The 17,721-nt window shown below is 43.3% G+C and carries 17 protein-coding genes; 7 read left to right on the top strand and 10 right to left on the bottom strand.

The window, feature by feature from the left end:
• Positions 1–2: 2 nt before the first annotated feature.
• From AC57BQ_RS01825 to AC57BQ_RS01815, 3 genes are all read right to left on the bottom strand, one after another.
• A complete protein-coding gene (locus tag AC57BQ_RS01825) occupies positions 3–851 on the bottom strand; it encodes a bifunctional helix-turn-helix domain-containing protein/methylated-DNA--[protein]-cysteine S-methyltransferase (protein WP_496404650.1) in 849 nt (282 codons plus the stop codon).
• An 84-nt stretch (positions 852–935) separates the two neighbouring features.
• On the bottom strand, positions 936–1,469 hold the full coding sequence (locus AC57BQ_RS01820; protein ID WP_496404649.1) for a GNAT family N-acetyltransferase: 534 nt from the start codon (positions 1,467–1,469) through the stop codon (positions 936–938).
• Positions 1,470–1,965: 496 nt separating this feature from the next.
• Positions 1,966–3,168 carry a cation:proton antiporter domain-containing protein gene (locus AC57BQ_RS01815; RefSeq protein ID WP_496404648.1) on the bottom strand — a complete coding sequence of 401 codons (1,203 nt, stop codon included), beginning with the start codon at positions 3,166–3,168 and terminating at the stop codon, positions 1,966–1,968.
• Positions 3,169–3,393: 225 nt separating this feature from the next.
• On the opposite strand from AC57BQ_RS01815, the gene namA reads away from it, so the two are divergent.
• The gene (gene namA, locus AC57BQ_RS01810) at positions 3,394–4,461 is read left to right on the top strand and encodes an NADPH dehydrogenase NamA (protein ID WP_496404647.1); all 1,068 of its coding nucleotides are present in this window, start codon (positions 3,394–3,396) and stop codon (positions 4,459–4,461) included.
• A gap of 124 nt (positions 4,462–4,585) precedes the next feature.
• Entirely contained in the window at positions 4,586–5,005 is a 420-nt protein-coding gene (locus tag AC57BQ_RS01805; RefSeq protein WP_496404646.1) for an OsmC family protein, read from the top strand.
• Between the two features lie 168 nt (positions 5,006–5,173).
• On the opposite strand, the gene AC57BQ_RS01800 is transcribed toward AC57BQ_RS01805, so the two are convergent.
• From AC57BQ_RS01800 to AC57BQ_RS01785, 4 genes are all read right to left on the bottom strand, one after another.
• A complete protein-coding gene (locus AC57BQ_RS01800; RefSeq protein ID WP_496404645.1) occupies positions 5,174–5,572 on the bottom strand; it encodes a hypothetical protein in 399 nt (132 codons plus the stop codon).
• A gap of 6 nt (positions 5,573–5,578) precedes the next feature.
• Positions 5,579–6,217: a hypothetical protein gene (locus tag AC57BQ_RS01795; RefSeq protein ID WP_496404644.1), complete on the bottom strand. Its 639-nt coding sequence runs from the start codon at positions 6,215–6,217 to the stop codon at positions 5,579–5,581.
• Between the two features lie 75 nt (positions 6,218–6,292).
• Positions 6,293–7,699 carry a D-alanyl-D-alanine carboxypeptidase/D-alanyl-D-alanine endopeptidase gene (gene dacB, locus AC57BQ_RS01790; protein ID WP_496404643.1) on the bottom strand — a complete coding sequence of 469 codons (1,407 nt, stop codon included), beginning with the start codon at positions 7,697–7,699 and terminating at the stop codon, positions 6,293–6,295.
• Entirely contained in the window at positions 7,677–9,113 is a 1,437-nt protein-coding gene (locus AC57BQ_RS01785) for an APC family permease (protein WP_496404642.1), read from the bottom strand. Before AC57BQ_RS01785 ends, dacB begins: the two co-directional genes overlap by 23 nt.
• 228 nt (positions 9,114–9,341) lie before the next feature.
• On the opposite strand from AC57BQ_RS01785, the gene AC57BQ_RS01780 reads away from it, so the two are divergent.
• The 5 genes from AC57BQ_RS01780 (at position 9,342) to AC57BQ_RS01760 (ending at position 16,135) form a co-directional block, all read left to right on the top strand.
• Positions 9,342–11,585, top strand: coding sequence for a sodium-translocating pyrophosphatase (locus tag AC57BQ_RS01780; RefSeq protein WP_090463964.1), 2,244 nt, complete (start codon positions 9,342–9,344; stop codon positions 11,583–11,585).
• Between the two features lie 83 nt (positions 11,586–11,668).
• A complete protein-coding gene (locus AC57BQ_RS01775; RefSeq protein ID WP_496404641.1) occupies positions 11,669–12,199 on the top strand; it encodes a hypothetical protein in 531 nt (176 codons plus the stop codon).
• 104 nt (positions 12,200–12,303) lie between these two features.
• Complete coding sequence (locus AC57BQ_RS01770) at positions 12,304–12,843, top strand: hypothetical protein (protein WP_496404640.1); 540 nt, start codon at positions 12,304–12,306, stop codon at positions 12,841–12,843.
• A gap of 998 nt (positions 12,844–13,841) precedes the next feature.
• Complete coding sequence (locus AC57BQ_RS01765) at positions 13,842–15,398, top strand: amino acid permease (RefSeq protein ID WP_496404639.1); 1,557 nt, start codon at positions 13,842–13,844, stop codon at positions 15,396–15,398.
• 167 nt (positions 15,399–15,565) lie between these two features.
• Positions 15,566–16,135, top strand: a complete 570-nt coding sequence (locus AC57BQ_RS01760) for a MarC family protein (RefSeq protein WP_076377851.1) — start codon at positions 15,566–15,568, stop codon at positions 16,133–16,135.
• 247 nt (positions 16,136–16,382) lie between these two features.
• Here the strand turns inward: AC57BQ_RS01760 and AC57BQ_RS01755 are convergent, their stop codons facing one another.
• The 3 genes from AC57BQ_RS01755 to AC57BQ_RS01745 all read right to left on the bottom strand — a co-directional run bounded on the left by AC57BQ_RS01755 (position 16,383) and on the right by AC57BQ_RS01745 (position 17,638).
• Positions 16,383–16,871: an SRPBCC family protein gene (locus AC57BQ_RS01755; RefSeq protein WP_496404638.1), complete on the bottom strand. Its 489-nt coding sequence runs from the start codon at positions 16,869–16,871 to the stop codon at positions 16,383–16,385.
• A 12-nt stretch (positions 16,872–16,883) separates the two neighbouring features.
• Positions 16,884–17,189 (bottom strand): ArsR/SmtB family transcription factor, encoded by a 306-nt coding sequence (locus AC57BQ_RS01750; RefSeq protein WP_496404637.1) that lies wholly within the window; start codon positions 17,187–17,189, stop codon positions 16,884–16,886.
• Positions 17,190–17,266: 77 nt separating this feature from the next.
• On the bottom strand, positions 17,267–17,638 hold the full coding sequence (locus tag AC57BQ_RS01745; RefSeq protein ID WP_496404636.1) for a DUF4180 domain-containing protein: 372 nt from the start codon (positions 17,636–17,638) through the stop codon (positions 17,267–17,269).
• Positions 17,639–17,721: the final 83 nt, after the last annotated feature.

Below are 17,721 nucleotides of genomic sequence, written 5' to 3'. Positions count from 1 at the left end.
AATTAAGCCTGGTTGTTAACTAAAGCGGCTTCCCAGCCAATGATAGCCGATTTACGGGTTGGCCCCCAGTGATAACCTCCCGATTCGCCGGTTGATTTGATAACCCGGTGACAAGGGATCAGGAATGCTACCGGGTTGGCCCCTATCGCGCTGCCTACCGCCCGGCTGGCATTAGGTTGATGGATTTGTTTGGAAATGTCTGAATAAGTGCTCAGATCGCCCATAGGTATCTTTAACAGTGTTTCCCATACTTTGAGCTGAAAGCTGGTACCTTTCAGATGCAGTTTTATCTTGGATAACTCCGACCAGTCTTTTTTAAAGATATGCAGGGCATCCTGCTGGGCAACGTCCACCACCTGGGTGTATGAAGCATTCGGGAATTGCTCCTGGAGCTTACTAAAAGCATCCTCCCTATCATCGGCAAAAGCCATATAGCAAATACCTTTGGGGGTTGACGCTACGATGATGTTACCAAAAGGGCTTTCGGCAAAACTGTAGTTAATATCAAGCTCTTTGCCACCATTCTTGTATTCGGCCGGGGTCATGCCTTCAATGTTGATAAACAGATCGTGCAGGCGACCGGTGCCTGACAGGCCGGTTTCAAAAGCGGTATCAAATAAGGTAGCTTGTTTATCCTTCAACAGGTTTTTGGCATAATCCAAACTCAGGTATTGTAAAAACTTCTTGGGACTGATACCTGCCCAATCAGTAAATAAACGCTGAAAGTGGAAAGGGCTTAAATGCACTTTTTCGGCCACATCATCCAGGTTGGGTTGATTTTTAAAGTTCAGCTTTATATAGTTGATCGCCTCGGCGATACGGTCGTAATTGATTTTTTCTTGTGTGTTCATCTTCTTGTTTATTAATTATTGATAAACAAATTTACCCCGATATCCCCCCCTATAAAACCCGAAACTTGCGCTGTTTACCCGCTTTTATACAGCCTTATACATTTTCACAATAGGCAGTACTTCACCATCGGGCATAGGCTGCGCTATATGCTCTAACGGGCGATAGCCCATCACCTCGTAAAGCGGTACGCCAGGTAAAGTAGCCCCCAACTGAAAACTGGTAAAACCATTCTCTTTAGCCGCGTTTTCGCATACCTGCATAATATGTTTGCCAATACCTTTCCGGGCCCAATCCGGATGTACAAAAAAGGCCCTGATACGTGCGGCATCCTGCGCCGGGTCAAGTAGTGGATCTTCTACCGCCTTATGCTGATCGCCGCCATACAGCGTATTCCGTTTGCTCCAGCCGCCGCAACCCACTATAGTGTCTTCAACCTGGGCCACATAATAGGTGCCGTCGATGATGAGTTGTGTATCGATACCAAAAATATATTTAATGGCGCTTTCTATCTGATTTGGAGTATTGTATGCTGTACTTAAGCCGCGTACAGAAGCGCCTATCAATTGCTGCAAAAAGGGTATATCCTCGAAAGTAGCGAGGCGTGTAGTAATAGTCATTGGTATTTCTTTTGATCAAATATCATTAAATTCCTGATAACTGTTTGGCCTGGGTGCAATTCAAATTGTCGCAGAGCCGACTCACCCTGGCAACGCTACACTCGCCGACCCTCTCTCCGGCTTTGCCGCAAAGAGGGAATTTTGAACAACAGAAAAAAACGTCATTGCGAGGAGGAACGACGTGGCAATCCCCGATATGCACAGCCACTCTGTATAGCTTAGAGATTGCTTCGTACCTCGCAATGACGCGTGGAGAGGGCTCCAAGCCCCCCGCAGTCGCTCGGCCCATTTTATTAAAATTGGGTTTACATGGTTTACACTTTTTATGGTTAACACAAATACAACTAATTGATAATAAACAAGTTGAATATATTTTACATAATATTCTGGGTTTACAGTGTAAACCATGATTTATCTCTTCAAAGGGGCGAACTTTAAATTATTATTTTTGCTCCGCTCCCCCGATAGCTATCTGGATGGAGAGGGCAGGGTGAGGCTAAACATTATTAAATTCCTGGTTTGGGCTTGTTTCGTGCCGTTTGGTTACCAGCAAACCGAGGCTTAGTATAATACTTGTGCCTAATACTATTACAAATAATAAACTGGCGCCGACCTGTGGGATGCGCAAATTAGCCGGCAGGTTATAATACAGCAGTACATTGATCAGTCCGCGGGGTACAATAAAAAGCTCGGGCATCAGATCGGTCTTGGATACCAGTTTAATATACAGGAACCGTATAATATAAATAGACAGCAAAATAGCCCCTGCACTCAGCAAAATCGGCATATCATTTAACTCGCGGATATTCATGGTGTAACCAAAAACGATAAAAAAGAAGGTACGCATCAGGAAAGCGCTCTCGGCCGAAAGCTGGTGCAGCTGCTTAATATCGTGCTTAAAGGCCGGGTAGATAAACGTTCTCCTGAACCAGGCAAAATTGATCTGGCTGGCATTGTTCAGGAACAATCCTAAGGCCAGTACGATGATCAGCGCTGATAAATGGTACGACTGACCGATGGAATAAACTAGGATGAGTAAGGATATGATCAGGAACGATTTGATATGATGTTTTAAACGTCCGATAACATATAATAAGGCCAGGCATGATAAAATAGCCACCAGGATAATACCTGTAAGCTCGCCACCCAGCTTGGCAAATGACCCGATGTCAATCTTTGGATTTCTGACTATAAAATTAAACAGCACTACGGTGAGTATATCTGAGAACGAGGATTCATAAATGATAAACTCCTTTTTACTCTTGATCAGATTGGCTGCAGATGGTATGGCTATAGCTGAGCTTACCACACAATAAGGTATGGCATTTACAAAGCATTTATAAATGCTCTCACCGGTGACATAATAGATAATACCGGTGATAACCACCGCGCTCAGTAACAATATACTCAATGCCGAAAAGAAGGCCTTTTTGATAATGGCATTTTTATCACTGTTGTATCGCAGCTCCAGGGCCCCCTCAAACACGATGAGTATCAAACCCAATGTACCCAGTGTAGGCAGGATGAGCGAAAAATTAAGCATCGGGATATTAAAATACTCCACAATCTGTTTCAGCCCGATGCCCAGCAACAATAATAAAATAACCGAAGGGATTTTGGTTTTGCCGGCCAGCAGATCAAACAGGTAGGAGAATATGACCAGTCCGCTGAGTATAATGAGGGTTGTATATGTAGTCAAATTAGGGATGCTTTAATGTCCATATGTAAATGAGCCTTAACAGTTGTAATTTAGTTATTGTTTGGTGAGTTAGCATATAACCAATCTTCGGGGTCACGGTTAGTAATACACCCACTCAATACTTTCGGCCTTCGGCTTTAGGCTCTTAGCTTTCCCTATCAGGTATTTTACAAAACAGTGAGGTAGTTACCGCTGTTAGTTATCATATTTACCTAAAAATTTAAAATGGCTCATCTGTTTTCCCCTTTAAAAATAAAGAACATTGAATTAAAAAATCGTATCGCGGTATCACCCATGTGCGAGTATTCCAGTGAGGATGGTTTTGCTAACGACTGGCACCTCATCCACCTGGGTAGCAGGGCTGTTGGCGGTGCGGGACTCATCATTACCGAAGCCTGCGCAGTATCAGCCGAAGGTCGTATCACCTTTGCCGATCTGGGCATTTATCGCGATGAACACATTGAAAAACTAAAGCATATTACCGATTTTATCCATGCACATGGCGCGGTTGCGGGTGTACAGCTGGCCCATGCCGGGCGCAAGGCCAGTCATGTAGAACCCTGGAACGGCGGCAAACAAATACCATCAGATCAACCCAACGGGTGGAAAGCAGTAGCGCCAAGCGCCCTTCCGTTTAAGGACGACGAAGAGGCACCACTTGAACTGGATAAAGCAGGTATTGAAAAAGTAAAAGCCGATTTTAAAGCGGCTACTAAAAGAGCTATAACTGCCGGTTTTAAAGTGATCGAACTGCATGGCGCCCACGGCTATCTATTACACCAGTTTCTATCACCCATCAGTAATAAACGAACTGACGAATATGGTGGAACATTTGACAACCGTATACGTTTATTGATAGAGGTGGTGGAAACCGTTAAAGAGGTTTGGCCAAAAGAAAACCTTTTGTTTATACGTTTATCCACAACCGAATGGACCGAAGGTGGCTGGACCGCAGATGATTCTGTTGCTTTGGCGAAGATCCTGAAAGATAAAGGCGTCGATCTGATCGATTGCTCAAGTGGCGGAAATGTGGTCAATGCTAAGATACCGTTAAAACCAGGTTATCAAGTGGAGTTTGCAGAGAAAATTAAAAAGGAAAGTGGTATACTTACAGGAGCGGTAGGCTTAATAACAACAGCCTACCAGGCCGATGAAATTATACAGGAAGGCGAAGCCGACCTGATATTCCTGGCCCGCGAAATGCTGCGTGATCCACATTTCCCCTTACGTGCCGCGCATGAACTGGGGCATGAAGTAAAATGGCCTGTTCAATATGAGCGCGCCAAATGGTAATAGTTCATAGTGGATGGTTCATAGATCATGGTCGAAAAAAATATGATCAGATACATGAGCCAAAAAACTATGAACAATGATCTATGAACAATGAACTAAATAAAAAATCAATAAACAAACCACTATGAAACGTACAGCAAACGCCCATTGGAACGGCACATTACAAGCAGGTCAGGGAGAAATCACTACCCAGAGCACCGTATTGAACAAAACCCAATATTCATTTAAAACCCGCTTTGCCGATGGCATCGGTACCAATCCCGAAGAATTGCTGGCTGCCGCGCATGCAGGTTGCTTTACCATGGCGGTTGGCGCTGCTTTAACCCAGGCCGGTTTTACTCCTAACGATTTGACCACCGATGCCATATTAGATCTGGACATGGTTGGCTTGGCGGTTACCGGCATCCTATTGGACCTTAAAGGATCAATTATTGACGGTGTTGACGAGGCTACTTTCAAACAAATTGCCGAAGGCGCCAAAGCCAATTGCATTATTTCAAAAGCACTGAGCGTACCTATTACTTTAAACGTTACTTACGCTTAAAATTTTTCTATACATGTCATTGCGAGGAGGAACGACGAAGAAAGAGCCCCCTCTAAATCTCCCCCAAAGGGGGAGACTTTAAAAAAAAGCATTTTAAAGCCCTCTCCTTTGGAGAGGGTTGGGTGAGGCTCACGCTGCGCTCGCAATGACATAATTTACCTCTTAATTTTATTTCTGTATCAATGCCAGCAAAGCCTGCGGCGTTTCGTAAGTAGCGCTTTTATAGGTAAGCACTTTTACGCCTACACAAAGTGTGTCCACGGTGTTGTTTGGATGCGTCAGATATATTTTGCCTCGAACATCGGGCTGATAGCCATCATCCGTCCTTTTCATATCGGTTAACAACAGCATCACACTATCAACAGCGGCTTTCTGCGTAAAATTTTTAACCTTGCCTTCGGGGAAATAATAATCAAACTTATCACAGGTTATCCTGAACTGCGTTTGGCGGCCCAGCTCGGTAAATTTAAATTGGATGCTTTTAACTTCATTGGCCGGGTTGCTTTTAGGCTTGCAAGCGAAGAAGATGCACGCTATCAGGATGGCGATTATGCTTAGTTTTTTCATAGTTAATTAAGATTTAAGGAATAGTTTCCTGACGGCAAAAAACGTCATTGTTAAAAATACGATACCAAGTGGCCAAAAGGTTCTCGTCATCTTATCAATAGCTTTTAACCTTTCCTTATGTAATTCCCTGTTTATGGATTCTTGTAGCGCTTGCCCTGTACCACAGAAAAACATATATTTAGGTTTATCATCAACTTTAGGCCTAATGTACATCGCATACATATCATCCTGATATTGGCCATAGGCCGGAGCTCCTTCTACCTGACATATATCATATGCCTGTACATATGACCAATACTTGCTGGTTTTTCCGAAGTGAAATTTAACCCCTTTATGAGTGTCCTTTGAATTGAGCATTTCTCTTATCTCCAACCGGGCAAAGTCTAAACGGGTTTTATTGGCGGCATCATTACCATCCAGGTTAATAGTTAAATAATTTCGATCAGGAGGAAATTTAACCTGATACTCCTTGGGTGAAATTTTATTCCAATAAGGCGACCACATCGCAACATCAATATAGCCTTGATGAACAAACGCCTTATGCTGAAACAAAAATACCAAACAAAATACAGGCAGAAAAACTAGGCTGATCATCCCAGGCAGGTAGACGATCGGTTTATGCGGAGTTAAAGTTAATATTCTCATGATTCAGGTTGCTGACAATAAATTTAAGATATTAAATCAGCAAATCAAAAAGCTCCCCCTTCAGGGGGTTGGGGCTTACTTCAGCACATCCAGTACCCGAAACATTTTTTCCTTAATGCCGCGGCTTGAGCCGTTAAAGTTGTTCACCATGATAGAGAAGCACAGCTCACGCCCATTACGTGTTTGATAACCGGCATAGCACAATACACTGTTGATGCTGCCGCTTTTCATTTTCATATCATTATAAACCGGCAGGCTCTCATACAGATCAGCAAACCAGCTTTCTTTTTTGGCCGATTGCAGTATTTTGGCCAGCGTTAAGGTAGTTACCCTGTCGCCGGGTGAAAGTCCGCTGCCATCGTATGTATTAATACTGTTTGGGTCGATACCACGCGCTTTCCAAAATTTTTGAACTTCTTCTACACCATTTGCAGAAGTAGGTTTGCGGCCCTGTTTCCAGGCAATGGTTTTGAGCAATTGCTCGGCATATAGGTTAATGCTTTTTTGGTTAAGCCAGTAAACGATGCGGCTCAATGGAGGCGATAATATAGTAGTTAAGTTTTTGCTGATGAGGGGCAACTTCAGATCTTTAGCAGCTAAAGTAGCCGCCGATTCCGGTCCGCCTGTTACCAAAACGCCTAACTTTTTAAGGGTGTCTGATAAACGCAGGGCGGCATCATAAGCAGCATCGGGTGTGGCTGCCGATATGCTTTTTTTATCCTTATCAATAGCATAACTACCGCGCAGATACATAACCGTACTGCCAACAGGCAAAAAGGCATAAGCGTTATCCCCACTACCGGCCTCACCATTTACCAGTTCACTTTTAAAAGTAAGGTATGGAACGGTGGGGACTGTACGGGATACTCCTATCGGGTTACCCACCACGCCGGTACGCAGTTTAATATCAAACTGGTTCTCGCGCCAGCACAGGCCCGAGGTACCCGCGCCATAATAATTACCGATATCCTGCCAGATCCATCCTTCAGGAATAGACTGGGTGCCGAAAATACTGTCATCGCCAATAATACGGCCATTGATTTTTTTGATCCCGGCCTTTTGCAAGGCATCGGTCATCAGAGCCAGTACATGAGCCTCTTTGGTTTGCTCATACCGCCAGCTGCCCAGGGTTGGGTCGCCGGCACCTTTGATAATCACATCACCGTTGAGCGTACCATCTGCGGCAATTTCGCCGGCATAACCCAATTGCGTCTGGTACTTAAAATCGGCCCCTAAAATATTAAAGGCCGTTATACTGGTAATGGTTTTAAGGGTTGATGCGGTAGCCAAACCCATGTTCGGGTTGGCAGCAAACACCTGTTCGCCGGTTTTGGCGTCCAGCACCGTTAACGATACCGATGCATAACTACACTGGCTATCGGCCTGTAACCTGCCAAAGGCATTAGCGAGCTTTTGCTGAAGATCCTGGGCATAAAGCTGCCCGCTTATCAAAAATAAACTAACTATCAGTAACCGTTTCATCCTCATGCTTAACGTTCCGCTGCGATATATAATAGATCGGGATACCTATCAGTACTATAATTAAGCCTGGCCAGGTAAATTGTGGCTTATATATAATTAACAATGTACAAAATGCCAGACCCATCAAAATATAAATGGCTGGTAAAACCGGATAGCCAAAGGCTTTGTAAGGTCGCTCGGCATTAGGGTGTTTGGCGCGTAAAATAAAAATACCGATGATGGTAAGCATATAAAATATCACCACCACAAAGGATATCATGTCGAGCAGATCGCCATAACGCCCGCTTAAACATAATATCGAGGCCACCACACACTGTATCCATAATCCAAATTGCGGAACCCCATGTTTATTCAGATCGCCTGTACGTTTAAAGAAAAGGCCATCTTTAGCCATAGAATAATATACCCTTGCACCTGACAGGATCAAGCCGTTGTTACAACCAAAGGTTGATATCATGATCATCACCGCAATCACGTAAGTACCTATATTACCAAATATCACATGTGAGGCAGCAACAGCTACACGGTCTTTATCTGCCGACGCAATATCATGTAATGAAAGCACTCCCGTATAAACCACGTTGGCCGATACATAAATAATAGTCACTATTAAAGTACCTAAGCCCAGGCTCAGCGCTACATCGCGCTTTGGATTTTTCATTTCACCGGCAATAAAGGTCACATTGTTCCAGGCATCACTGCTGAATATAGAACCCACCATGGCTGCCGCGATAGCCCCCAGGGCGCCACCTATAGTCAAAGCTGTAATACTGCCGTCCTTACCCAGGTTATGAATATCCCAGGCATTAGTCCAGTTGGCATGCCAGATATCGCCTTTTAAAGCTAAAAAACCAAAACCTATCAATCCGAAAAGGCTCAGCAGCTTGGTTAGCGTAAAAGTATTCTGGATCAGTTTTCCGCCCTTTACACCTCTTGTATTTATAAAAGTTAAAAAGATTATGAGTATGATAGATACTACCTGGGCGGCACTGATCTTTATAAAGCCCAAATTCAACAGGATATTATCCTCGCTAAAAGCGGGTATCAAATAAGCAGTAAATTTGCTGAACGCCACACCAACAGCCGCAATGGTACCGGTTTGTATCACCATAAAAAAACTCCATCCGTATAAAAACGCGATCAGTTTATTATATGATTCTTTCAGGTAAACATACTGGCCGCCGGCTTTAGGGAACATACCGCTTAGCTCACCATAGCTTAACGCGGCGGTAAGGGTCATGAAACCGGTTATTACCCAAATAGCTATTAACCAGCCTGCTGAGCCTACATTACGTATAATATCCGCGCTTACAATGAATATCCCAGAACCTATCATGGAACCTGCTACCAGCATGGTGCCATCCAGCAGGCTCAGTTCGTGTTTCATTTTTGGTTGTCCGGAGTTGTTTGCCATAAGTGTTTTTAAAGGTTGAAGGCCCTAAACTATTCAAAAAACTTTATAATCAGCAGGCCTTTGTAAAGAAAATAAAATTACTATTTTGCATCCACCAATTAAAACAGTATCAAGTATCAAGTAGTTAGTATCAAGATTTTTGAAAGCCTCATAAACAAGTGCCACTGTCTTGATACTTGATACTAACTACTTGATACTACTAAATTTTATAAAACCAAATTTGTGAACATGGATTTTTTGAACAACTACTTGATCTACTTAATTCCGGTGATAGGCCTTATCGGCATCCTCGCCATGGCAGTTAAAGCTGCCTGGGTCACCAAACAAGATGCCGGCGACGGCGACATGGCCCAGCTGGCCGGGTACATTGCCGATGGGGCAATGGCTTTTTTACGTGCAGAATGGAAAGTATTAGGCTACTTTGTAGTAGTTGCAGGCGTTTTACTGGCCTGGTCTGGCACCACGGTGGCTACATCAAGCCCGGTTATTGCCATATCATTTTTAATTGGCGCGTTTTTATCAGCATTCGCAGGTTTCCTGGGGATGCGCATTGCAACTAAAGCCAATGTACGCACTACACAGGCCGCCCGCAGCAGCCTGGCTAAAGCATTAAAAGTTTCCTTTACCGGTGGTACGGTAATGGGTTTAGGTGTTGCTGGTTTGGCCATTATAGGTTTGGGCTCGTTGTTTATTGTATTTTATACCATATACGTTAAAAACGTAGCAGGCAGCACGGTAAATGGTGAAGATATGGCCAAAGCGCTTGATGTTTTGGCAGGCTTCTCTTTAGGTGCCGAATCTATAGCCCTGTTTGCCCGTGTTGGCGGCGGTATTTATACCAAAGCGGCCGACGTAGGTGCCGACCTTGTTGGTAAAGTGGAAGCAGGCATCCCTGAGGATGATGTACGTAATCCTGCTACTATTGCTGATAACGTGGGCGATAATGTGGGTGACGTTGCCGGTATGGGTGCCGATTTATTCGGATCGTACGTGGCTACTATGCTGGCTACCATGGTGCTGGGCCGCGAAATTGTGTCACATGATGCTTTTGGTGGTATAGCCCCTATTTTGTTACCGATGGTGATAGCCGGTTTAGGATTGATATTTTCTATTGTTGGTGCAGCTTTCGTAAAGATCAAAAACGAGACCGACAGCGTACAAAAAGCCCTGAACATGGGTAACTGGGCATCTATCATTTTAACCGCTATAGCTACTTATTTTGTAGTACAGTGGATGTTGCCGGCTGGAGAATTCCACATGGTACGTGATGAAGATGCTAATCATGTTATAAAAAGCGGGATCATCCCATTCACTAAAGACGGCGTTTTCATGTCGATAGTTGTCGGACTGATCGTTGGAACTTTAATGTCCATCATCACCGAATATTATACAGCTATGGGTAAACGCCCGGTATTAAGCATCATCCGTCAATCATCAACCGGTCATGCTACCAATATTATTGGTGGTTTAGCCGTGGGTATGGAATCAACCGTGCTGCCTATCCTGGTACTGGCATCAGGTATCTATGGTTCTTATCACTTCGCTGGTTTGTATGGTGTAGCTATCGCGGCGGCAGGTATGATGGCCACTACGGCTATGCAATTGGCTATCGACGCTTTCGGCCCTATTGCCGATAACGCCGGTGGTATTGCCGAAATGAGCCGCCTGCCCGAAGAAGTACGTCACCGTACAGACAACCTGGATGCTGTAGGTAACACTACCGCGGCTACAGGCAAAGGATTTGCTATCGCTTCGGCTGCGTTAACCTCACTGGCCCTGTTCGCGGCCTTTGTGGGTGTGGCGGGTATCGAGCATATTGATATTTACAAGGCCGATGTTTTGGCCGGCTTATTTGTAGGTGGAATGATCCCCTTCATTTTCTCGGCATTATGTATATCTGCCGTTGGTCGTGCGGCTATGGCCATGGTGGAAGAAGTAAGGCGCCAGTTCCGCGAGATCCCGGGCATTATGGAATACAAAGCCAAGCCTGAGTATGAAAAATGCGTGGCTATATCAACCAAAGCTTCTATCCGCGAGATGGTTGCTCCCGGTCTGATAGCCCTCATCACCCCTATCATTATTGGTTTTGCCTTCGGCCCCGAAGTTTTGGGTGGCCTGCTGGCCGGTGTTACCGTATCGGGCGTACTGATGGGTATTTTCCAGAGCAATGCTGGTGGCGCATGGGATAATGCCAAAAAATCATTTGAGAAAGGCGTGGAGATCAATGGCGAGATCCATTACAAAAAGTCAGAACCACACAAAGCGTCTGTAACCGGTGATACCGTAGGCGATCCGTTTAAAGATACATCTGGCCCATCCATGAACATCCTCATCAAACTGATGTCGATCGTTTCGCTGGTGATCGCGCCGCACCTGAATCATTTAGTTGATACCAGTCCGCGTATCCAACGCGAGATACACAGGCAATCCCTGAACACGCACGTGGTGATCAAGACCGACAAAAAGCTTTAATTCGAATAAATAGTGTTGAAAAGAGCCGCCTGCAAGGGTGGCTCTTTTTTTAGATGTAAGTTTATTAAGCATAAAAAAGCATCATGAATAGTATCCTCAGAAGTATAGCGTTAGCCCTTGTGCTATCACTCGCGTTTTTTACATCTTTTGCGCAAGGGGCCAAAACTTTAGGCTCATTAAAATACGACAAGGTAGTCATATACGAGTTTTTTTCGGGGTATGGTGGGGATATTGTGGATGGACACGGCCGGGTTATAAAAGATGCAAAAAAGCAGGCCACACTCAATACAGCCGAAATGAATAACTTAAGCAAATATCTGGATAGCAAAAATTCCTATGACAACGTAGAAGCAGGATGTTTCGATCCTCATTTTGGGATAGTTTATTATGATAAAACTAAAATTGCTGCCTATATGACCGTGTGTTTCGGCTGTAACAGGTTACGCTCCAGCATAGAGTTGGCGGGAGAAAAGGGTAAAATGGGTAAAGGTAAAGATGCTTATTATATGCTGGATGGTGGTTTGAGCAAATCATTCAGGCATTTTTTAGGTACGCTATTGATCAAATATAAATTTTCGGAGCAAATTACCCCGGGTGACCCGTATGATAAATGAGAGATATAAAGAACAATGATTTTTGGATCAAAGAGCAAGGACGGGAGGAACAAGGATTTTAGGAGTAAAGACAATTGTGTAGGCTTATTAAGCATAAAAAAGACATGACAAATATTCTCTTCAGGCGCATAGCGCTAACACTTACCTCCTCCTTCCTGTTTTTTGCGGCTTTTGCGCAGCCAGCTAAAACTTTCAGCTCATTAAAATATGATCGGGTGATCATATACGACTATTCGGGCAGCAAAGACTATTACCTTCATATCATTGATGAGCAGGGCCGGTTGGCTAAAACCGTGACAAAACAAGCCACGCTTACTACAACCGAAATAAATAAATTAAGCAAAAGTCTGAATAGCAAAAGCTCCTATGGCAGCGGATCCGCTGCGTGTTTTGACCCGCACTTAGGAATTGTTTATTATTATAAAACTAAAATAGTTGCTCATGTATCTGTATGTCTTGATTGTAACGCATTAGATTCCAGTATCGAAATAGCGGCTCAAAAGCAAGGAAAAATAGGTGAAGGTAAAGATGCTTATTACATGTTGAGTGGCATGAGTAAAACATTCAGACATTTTTTAAATACGCTATTGATCAAGTATAAATTTTCACACCAAATTGCTCCGAGAGAACCATATGATAAATGAGTGATATGAATTCGTTATCAAAAGTCATATCCAACTTTAATTCGAATAATGGTGTTGAAAAGAGCCGCCTGCAAGGGTGGCTCTTTTTTTATATTAGCTCGTAATTATGAAACCTTTCCACAAGATCATTATCAAATACAGCCTTATCACTTTTGTAGCGTTCATAGCCACATGGTATGTAGTATTTGAATCTCCATTAAATATTCCTGAATATATACCCTTTACACCCATTAAGACAAACGGAGCTATATTATGTACCATCTTCATTACGGTACTCATCATTGCTCAAAAAAGACTTATAAAAGTGCAACATGATATAAGCATTATTCTTTTGATGCTTTATAGTACATGGATATTTTTTATTGCAGAGTGTCTTTTTCACGGAGTGATGCTGATCATTACCGTTGATTACACTTTGCACGAGTTTTTATCGGGCATTATTACAATCACTTTAGTTAATGCAGCACTTTCTTTCTTTGTCGCTTTTCAATTAAAAACAAGGCGAACGGGTCGATTGATTCTTTTTATTATAATACTCACAGTTTTGTTTAATCTACTTGCACACTTTTTTCCAAATCTTCCCCGAAATTATTAAACCTAAATACCTTAGTGTAGATATTAGTAAACCAACAAAACTTTACAATTAAAATATCTTTTTAAGCAAAACAAGAATAAATCAGCCGAAAAAAGAAGGTAGTTCCGTTTAACTTTAAAAACATTTTTTGATCTTATCGGTGTTCATTCAACATTTATTTTTGCTCAAAATACAAAGTGTTACCCAAACACCGCTTTTGCCCCGCTCCCCTTACAAATGAGGCACTTATATAAGCGCTTATAAAAATCTGATTACCTATAGATTTACTCGATTTTACACACTTTTATTTGGAAATACCTCATTATTCCATTGTTACATTCCGCCCTTTAGGATTTCAATAAATTTAAGTACGTTTGGGGGAATGTGAATTTTTAAATTTTAAAACTGATCTTACTATTTTCAAATGAAGTTATTTATTAAGAAACCTATTCAGCAATTGATGGCTGCCTCTGTCGAGACGGAGAAATCGCTGAAAAGAACCTTAGGCGTTGGATCGCTTATAGCACTGGGCATTGGTGCTATTATTGGAGCCGGTATTTTTGTGCGTACAGCAGCTGCAGCCGGTGAACATGCAGGTCCTGCCGTTACCATTTCATTCCTTATCGCGGCCGCGGGTTGCGCCCTGGCTGGTTTATGCTACGCAGAATTTGCCAGTATGATACCTATAGCCGGTTCGGCTTATACCTACTCTTATGCTACCATGGGCGAATTTATAGCCTGGATCATAGGTTGGGATTTGGTACTGGAGTACGCGCTTGGAGCGGCTACAGTAGCCATTGGCTGGTCGCAGTATTTCAACGAGTTTTTAATAACATTTTTCAATTTCCATATCCCCTACCAGTGGACACACTCCTTCTTCGAAGTGTCAAACACAACCGCTGGTATGTATGCCGCAGAACTGGGTACCAGGGGTATCGTTAACCTGCCGGCTATATTTATTATATTCCTGCTTACCTTGCTGCTTATACGCGGTATGGCGGAGTCGGCTATCGTAAACAACATCATTGTAATTATTAAAGTAGCCATTGTGCTCCTGATCATCGGTTTGGGATGGCACTATATCAATCCGGCTTTTCATACACCTTACATGATCCCGGCTGATGCGGGTACCGTAAAGGTAAGTACAGGTGTTGTTGATTATGGCGATACTTTTAACCACGGATGGCTGGGTGTTTTACGCGGTGCCAGTGTAGTATTCTTCGCCTTTATTGGTTTTGATGCTGTTTCAACAGCGGCACAGGAAGCTAAAAACCCGCAAAAAGATATGCCAAAAGGTATCCTGATATCATTGGTTTTCTGTACTGCTTTATATATCTTATTCTCACACGTGCTTACCGGTTTGGTATCTTACAAAGATTTCCTTATCCAGGGTAAAGAAGCTTCTGTGAGTTATGCTATTAAAACAGCGATGCCTGGTTATGGTTGGTTAGCTTCATTTGTAACGGTATCTATTCTGGCTGGTTTCTCTTCGGTGATCCTGGTGATGCTGATGGGCCAAACCCGTGTGTTTTATACCATGAGCACCGATGGTTTGATCCCTAAGATATTCTCCAAACTGCACCCTAAACATCGCACACCTTATAAATCACAATGGTTATTCTTTGTGTTCGTGTCCATATTTGCGGGTTTCATCCCTGATAAATATGTGGGCGATATGGTGAGTATCGGTACCCTGTTCGCTTTCGTACTGGTTTGTATTGGTATATTCATCCTGCGCAGAACCGATCCAAACATTGTACGTCCGTTCCAGACACCAATTTATATGGTCGTTTGTCCGCTGGGCGCATTGATCTGCTTGTGTATGATCGCCAGCGAAGGTTGGGAAAACTGGGCTCGTCTTATTGTTTGGTTACTGATCGGCTTTGTGATCTACTTCGGTTACAGTATCAAACGCTCCCATGTAAGACATGGTAAAGTTGAAGCTGCCAATGACCCTATCAACCCAAAATTTGTTGAATAAGGATATCAATTGATAAATATTATAAAAAAAGGTCCTGATTAATCAGGACCTTTTTTTATGGTTCGCTTTTACAAACATTTGCCGCATAAATTTCGACACATCGTATTTTCTTTTTATCTTTCTTTATATTTTAATCGCACTTTTGCACCAGCATAAACCCTACAGCCATGCATCCATTAGTTTTCAGGGAAGTACTATCCGTTACCATGATCCTTTTCGCCATTATCGATATTTTGGGCGCTATACCCGTAATTATCCAGGTAAGGCAGCGTGTAGGGCATATCGAATCGGAAAAAGCCAGCATCGCGGTGTTGATCCTGATGGTGGTGTTTTTGTTTGTGGGCGATGAATTACTGGCCGTTATCGGCTTGGATGTAGCCTCTTTCGCCATAGCCGGTTCGCTGGTGATATTCATCATCGCGATGGAAATGGTGCTTGGGGTTGATTTTTTTAAAGAAGAAGTTCCGCTGTCGGCATCTATAGTACCCCTGGCTTTCCCATTGATTGCCGGCGCCGGTACCATGACTACCCTGCTCTCGCTCAAATCGCAATATCAAACCCAGAATATTTTGGTGGGCATTGTATTAAACACTATTGTGGTTTACTTCGTGCTCAAAAATGTAAAATGGATTGAGAAGCTTTTAGGCCCCGTTGGCCTCAGCATCCTCCGAAAATCTTTCGGCATTATTTTGCTGGCCATCGCTATTAAACTGTTCAGGAGTAATACGCATTTGTAGCCCCCCTTTAACGAAGCCGCCCATAACGTGTTTCACTCATGTCATTGCGAGGAGGAACGACGTGGCAATCTCGTAGCTATTCTTGCCGATGAGAACGCGAGGAGATTGCCACGCTACGCTCGCAATGACATATACTTTATAAATAAATGAGTCGCATTTTTCAATGTACCACCTCATTTTTTGAAAACAAAAAAGGCGGCCACCATTTCCGGGTAGCTGCCTTTTACTTTGTATTTTGAAATAATAATTACGCTTCCAATATCTCGTCCAGGTTGCCCAGGGCCATAGTGAAACCTTCTTCGAAACCCATTGCAACAATTTTTTCCAGGTCGGCCTCGCTGTCAAAGGTAAGCTCCGCTACTACCTGGGTAGATGCTCCAACCGCGTGGAAGGTAACCAGCCAGTGCATCGGAGGGAAATCAGGGTTTACAACGCCATTTTCGTCGCAAAACAAGGCCGTAGTGGTAAAGCTTTGCTGTGGGCTGATGGTTTTAAAGTTAACCCGGCACCAGGCTGCCTCGCCATTGGGCCCGGTCATACAATACAACCAAAAACCGCCTTCACTAAAATCATATGATTTAGATACGGCTTTCCAGGGCTTGGGCGCCCACCATTGTTCCAGCAAGCTAACATCTGTCCAGGCTTTCCATACTTTTTCAATGGGAGCGGCAAATTCCCGTGTAACGCGTATTTTTTTGTTGGCCAGATCTTTGGTGATCTCTGTTTTTGTACTCATATTGAATTTGTTTTATAGGTTTTTTAATAGATTATCTAACTGATCAAAACGATCGTCCCACAACTTACGGAAACGCTCGAGCCATAAGTCAATTTCTTTCATCTTCTGCGGATTAAAATGGTAATAAATTTCCCTGCCGGTTTGCTGTTGATTGATCACTTCGCATTCCGCCAGGATCTGGATATGTTTGGACACGGCCTGGCGGCTACTGTCAAAATGTTCGGCAATAGCATTTGGTGTCATCGCCTGCAGCGCCAGTAACCCTAAAATTGCCCGCCTGGTAGGGTCGGCAATAGCTTGAAAAATGTCTCGTCTCATATTATTTGCAACCGATTGATTGCAAATATAAGCGCAACCGATCAATTGCACAAATTTATTTTCAATTTTTTAGTTACTTAAACCCTGATCCCTTTTGATAAGGCATCAATAGCATCCTCCTTAGTGGCTACAAAACTGATCCTCCCGGCTTTATTACTTTCGTAAATAAAATCGCGCAAGCTTTGGCTGCTGTATTTTGAAAAATCGCCAACGATGGCCAGCTTAACATTGTAGTTGGAGAATTTTTGGAGGATGTCGCCAGCAAGGGTTGTTTTCAGGTCGAAGAAGCTATCAGTGATATTTTCCTGGTACATCACTATCCTCCGGGCATCCTGGTAGGCGCAATTGGCCAATATATCTAACGCGTCCTGCGCGTTGTTAATTTCGATGATATCGGATACGATCTCGGCTATATAAAAATCGTTTACACTGATCAGGTTGATGTCCATTGTATATTTTGTTTAGCTATACAGACGAAAAAATATGCTGATTTGTTACAATGGTGGTGTAGTAAAATGACTTACCTAACAAG

The sequence above is a fragment of the Mucilaginibacter sp. BGA-UO-ETr-C110 genome, assembly GCF_059567985.1.
This window is presented reverse-complemented; position numbering and strand designations above follow the sequence as displayed.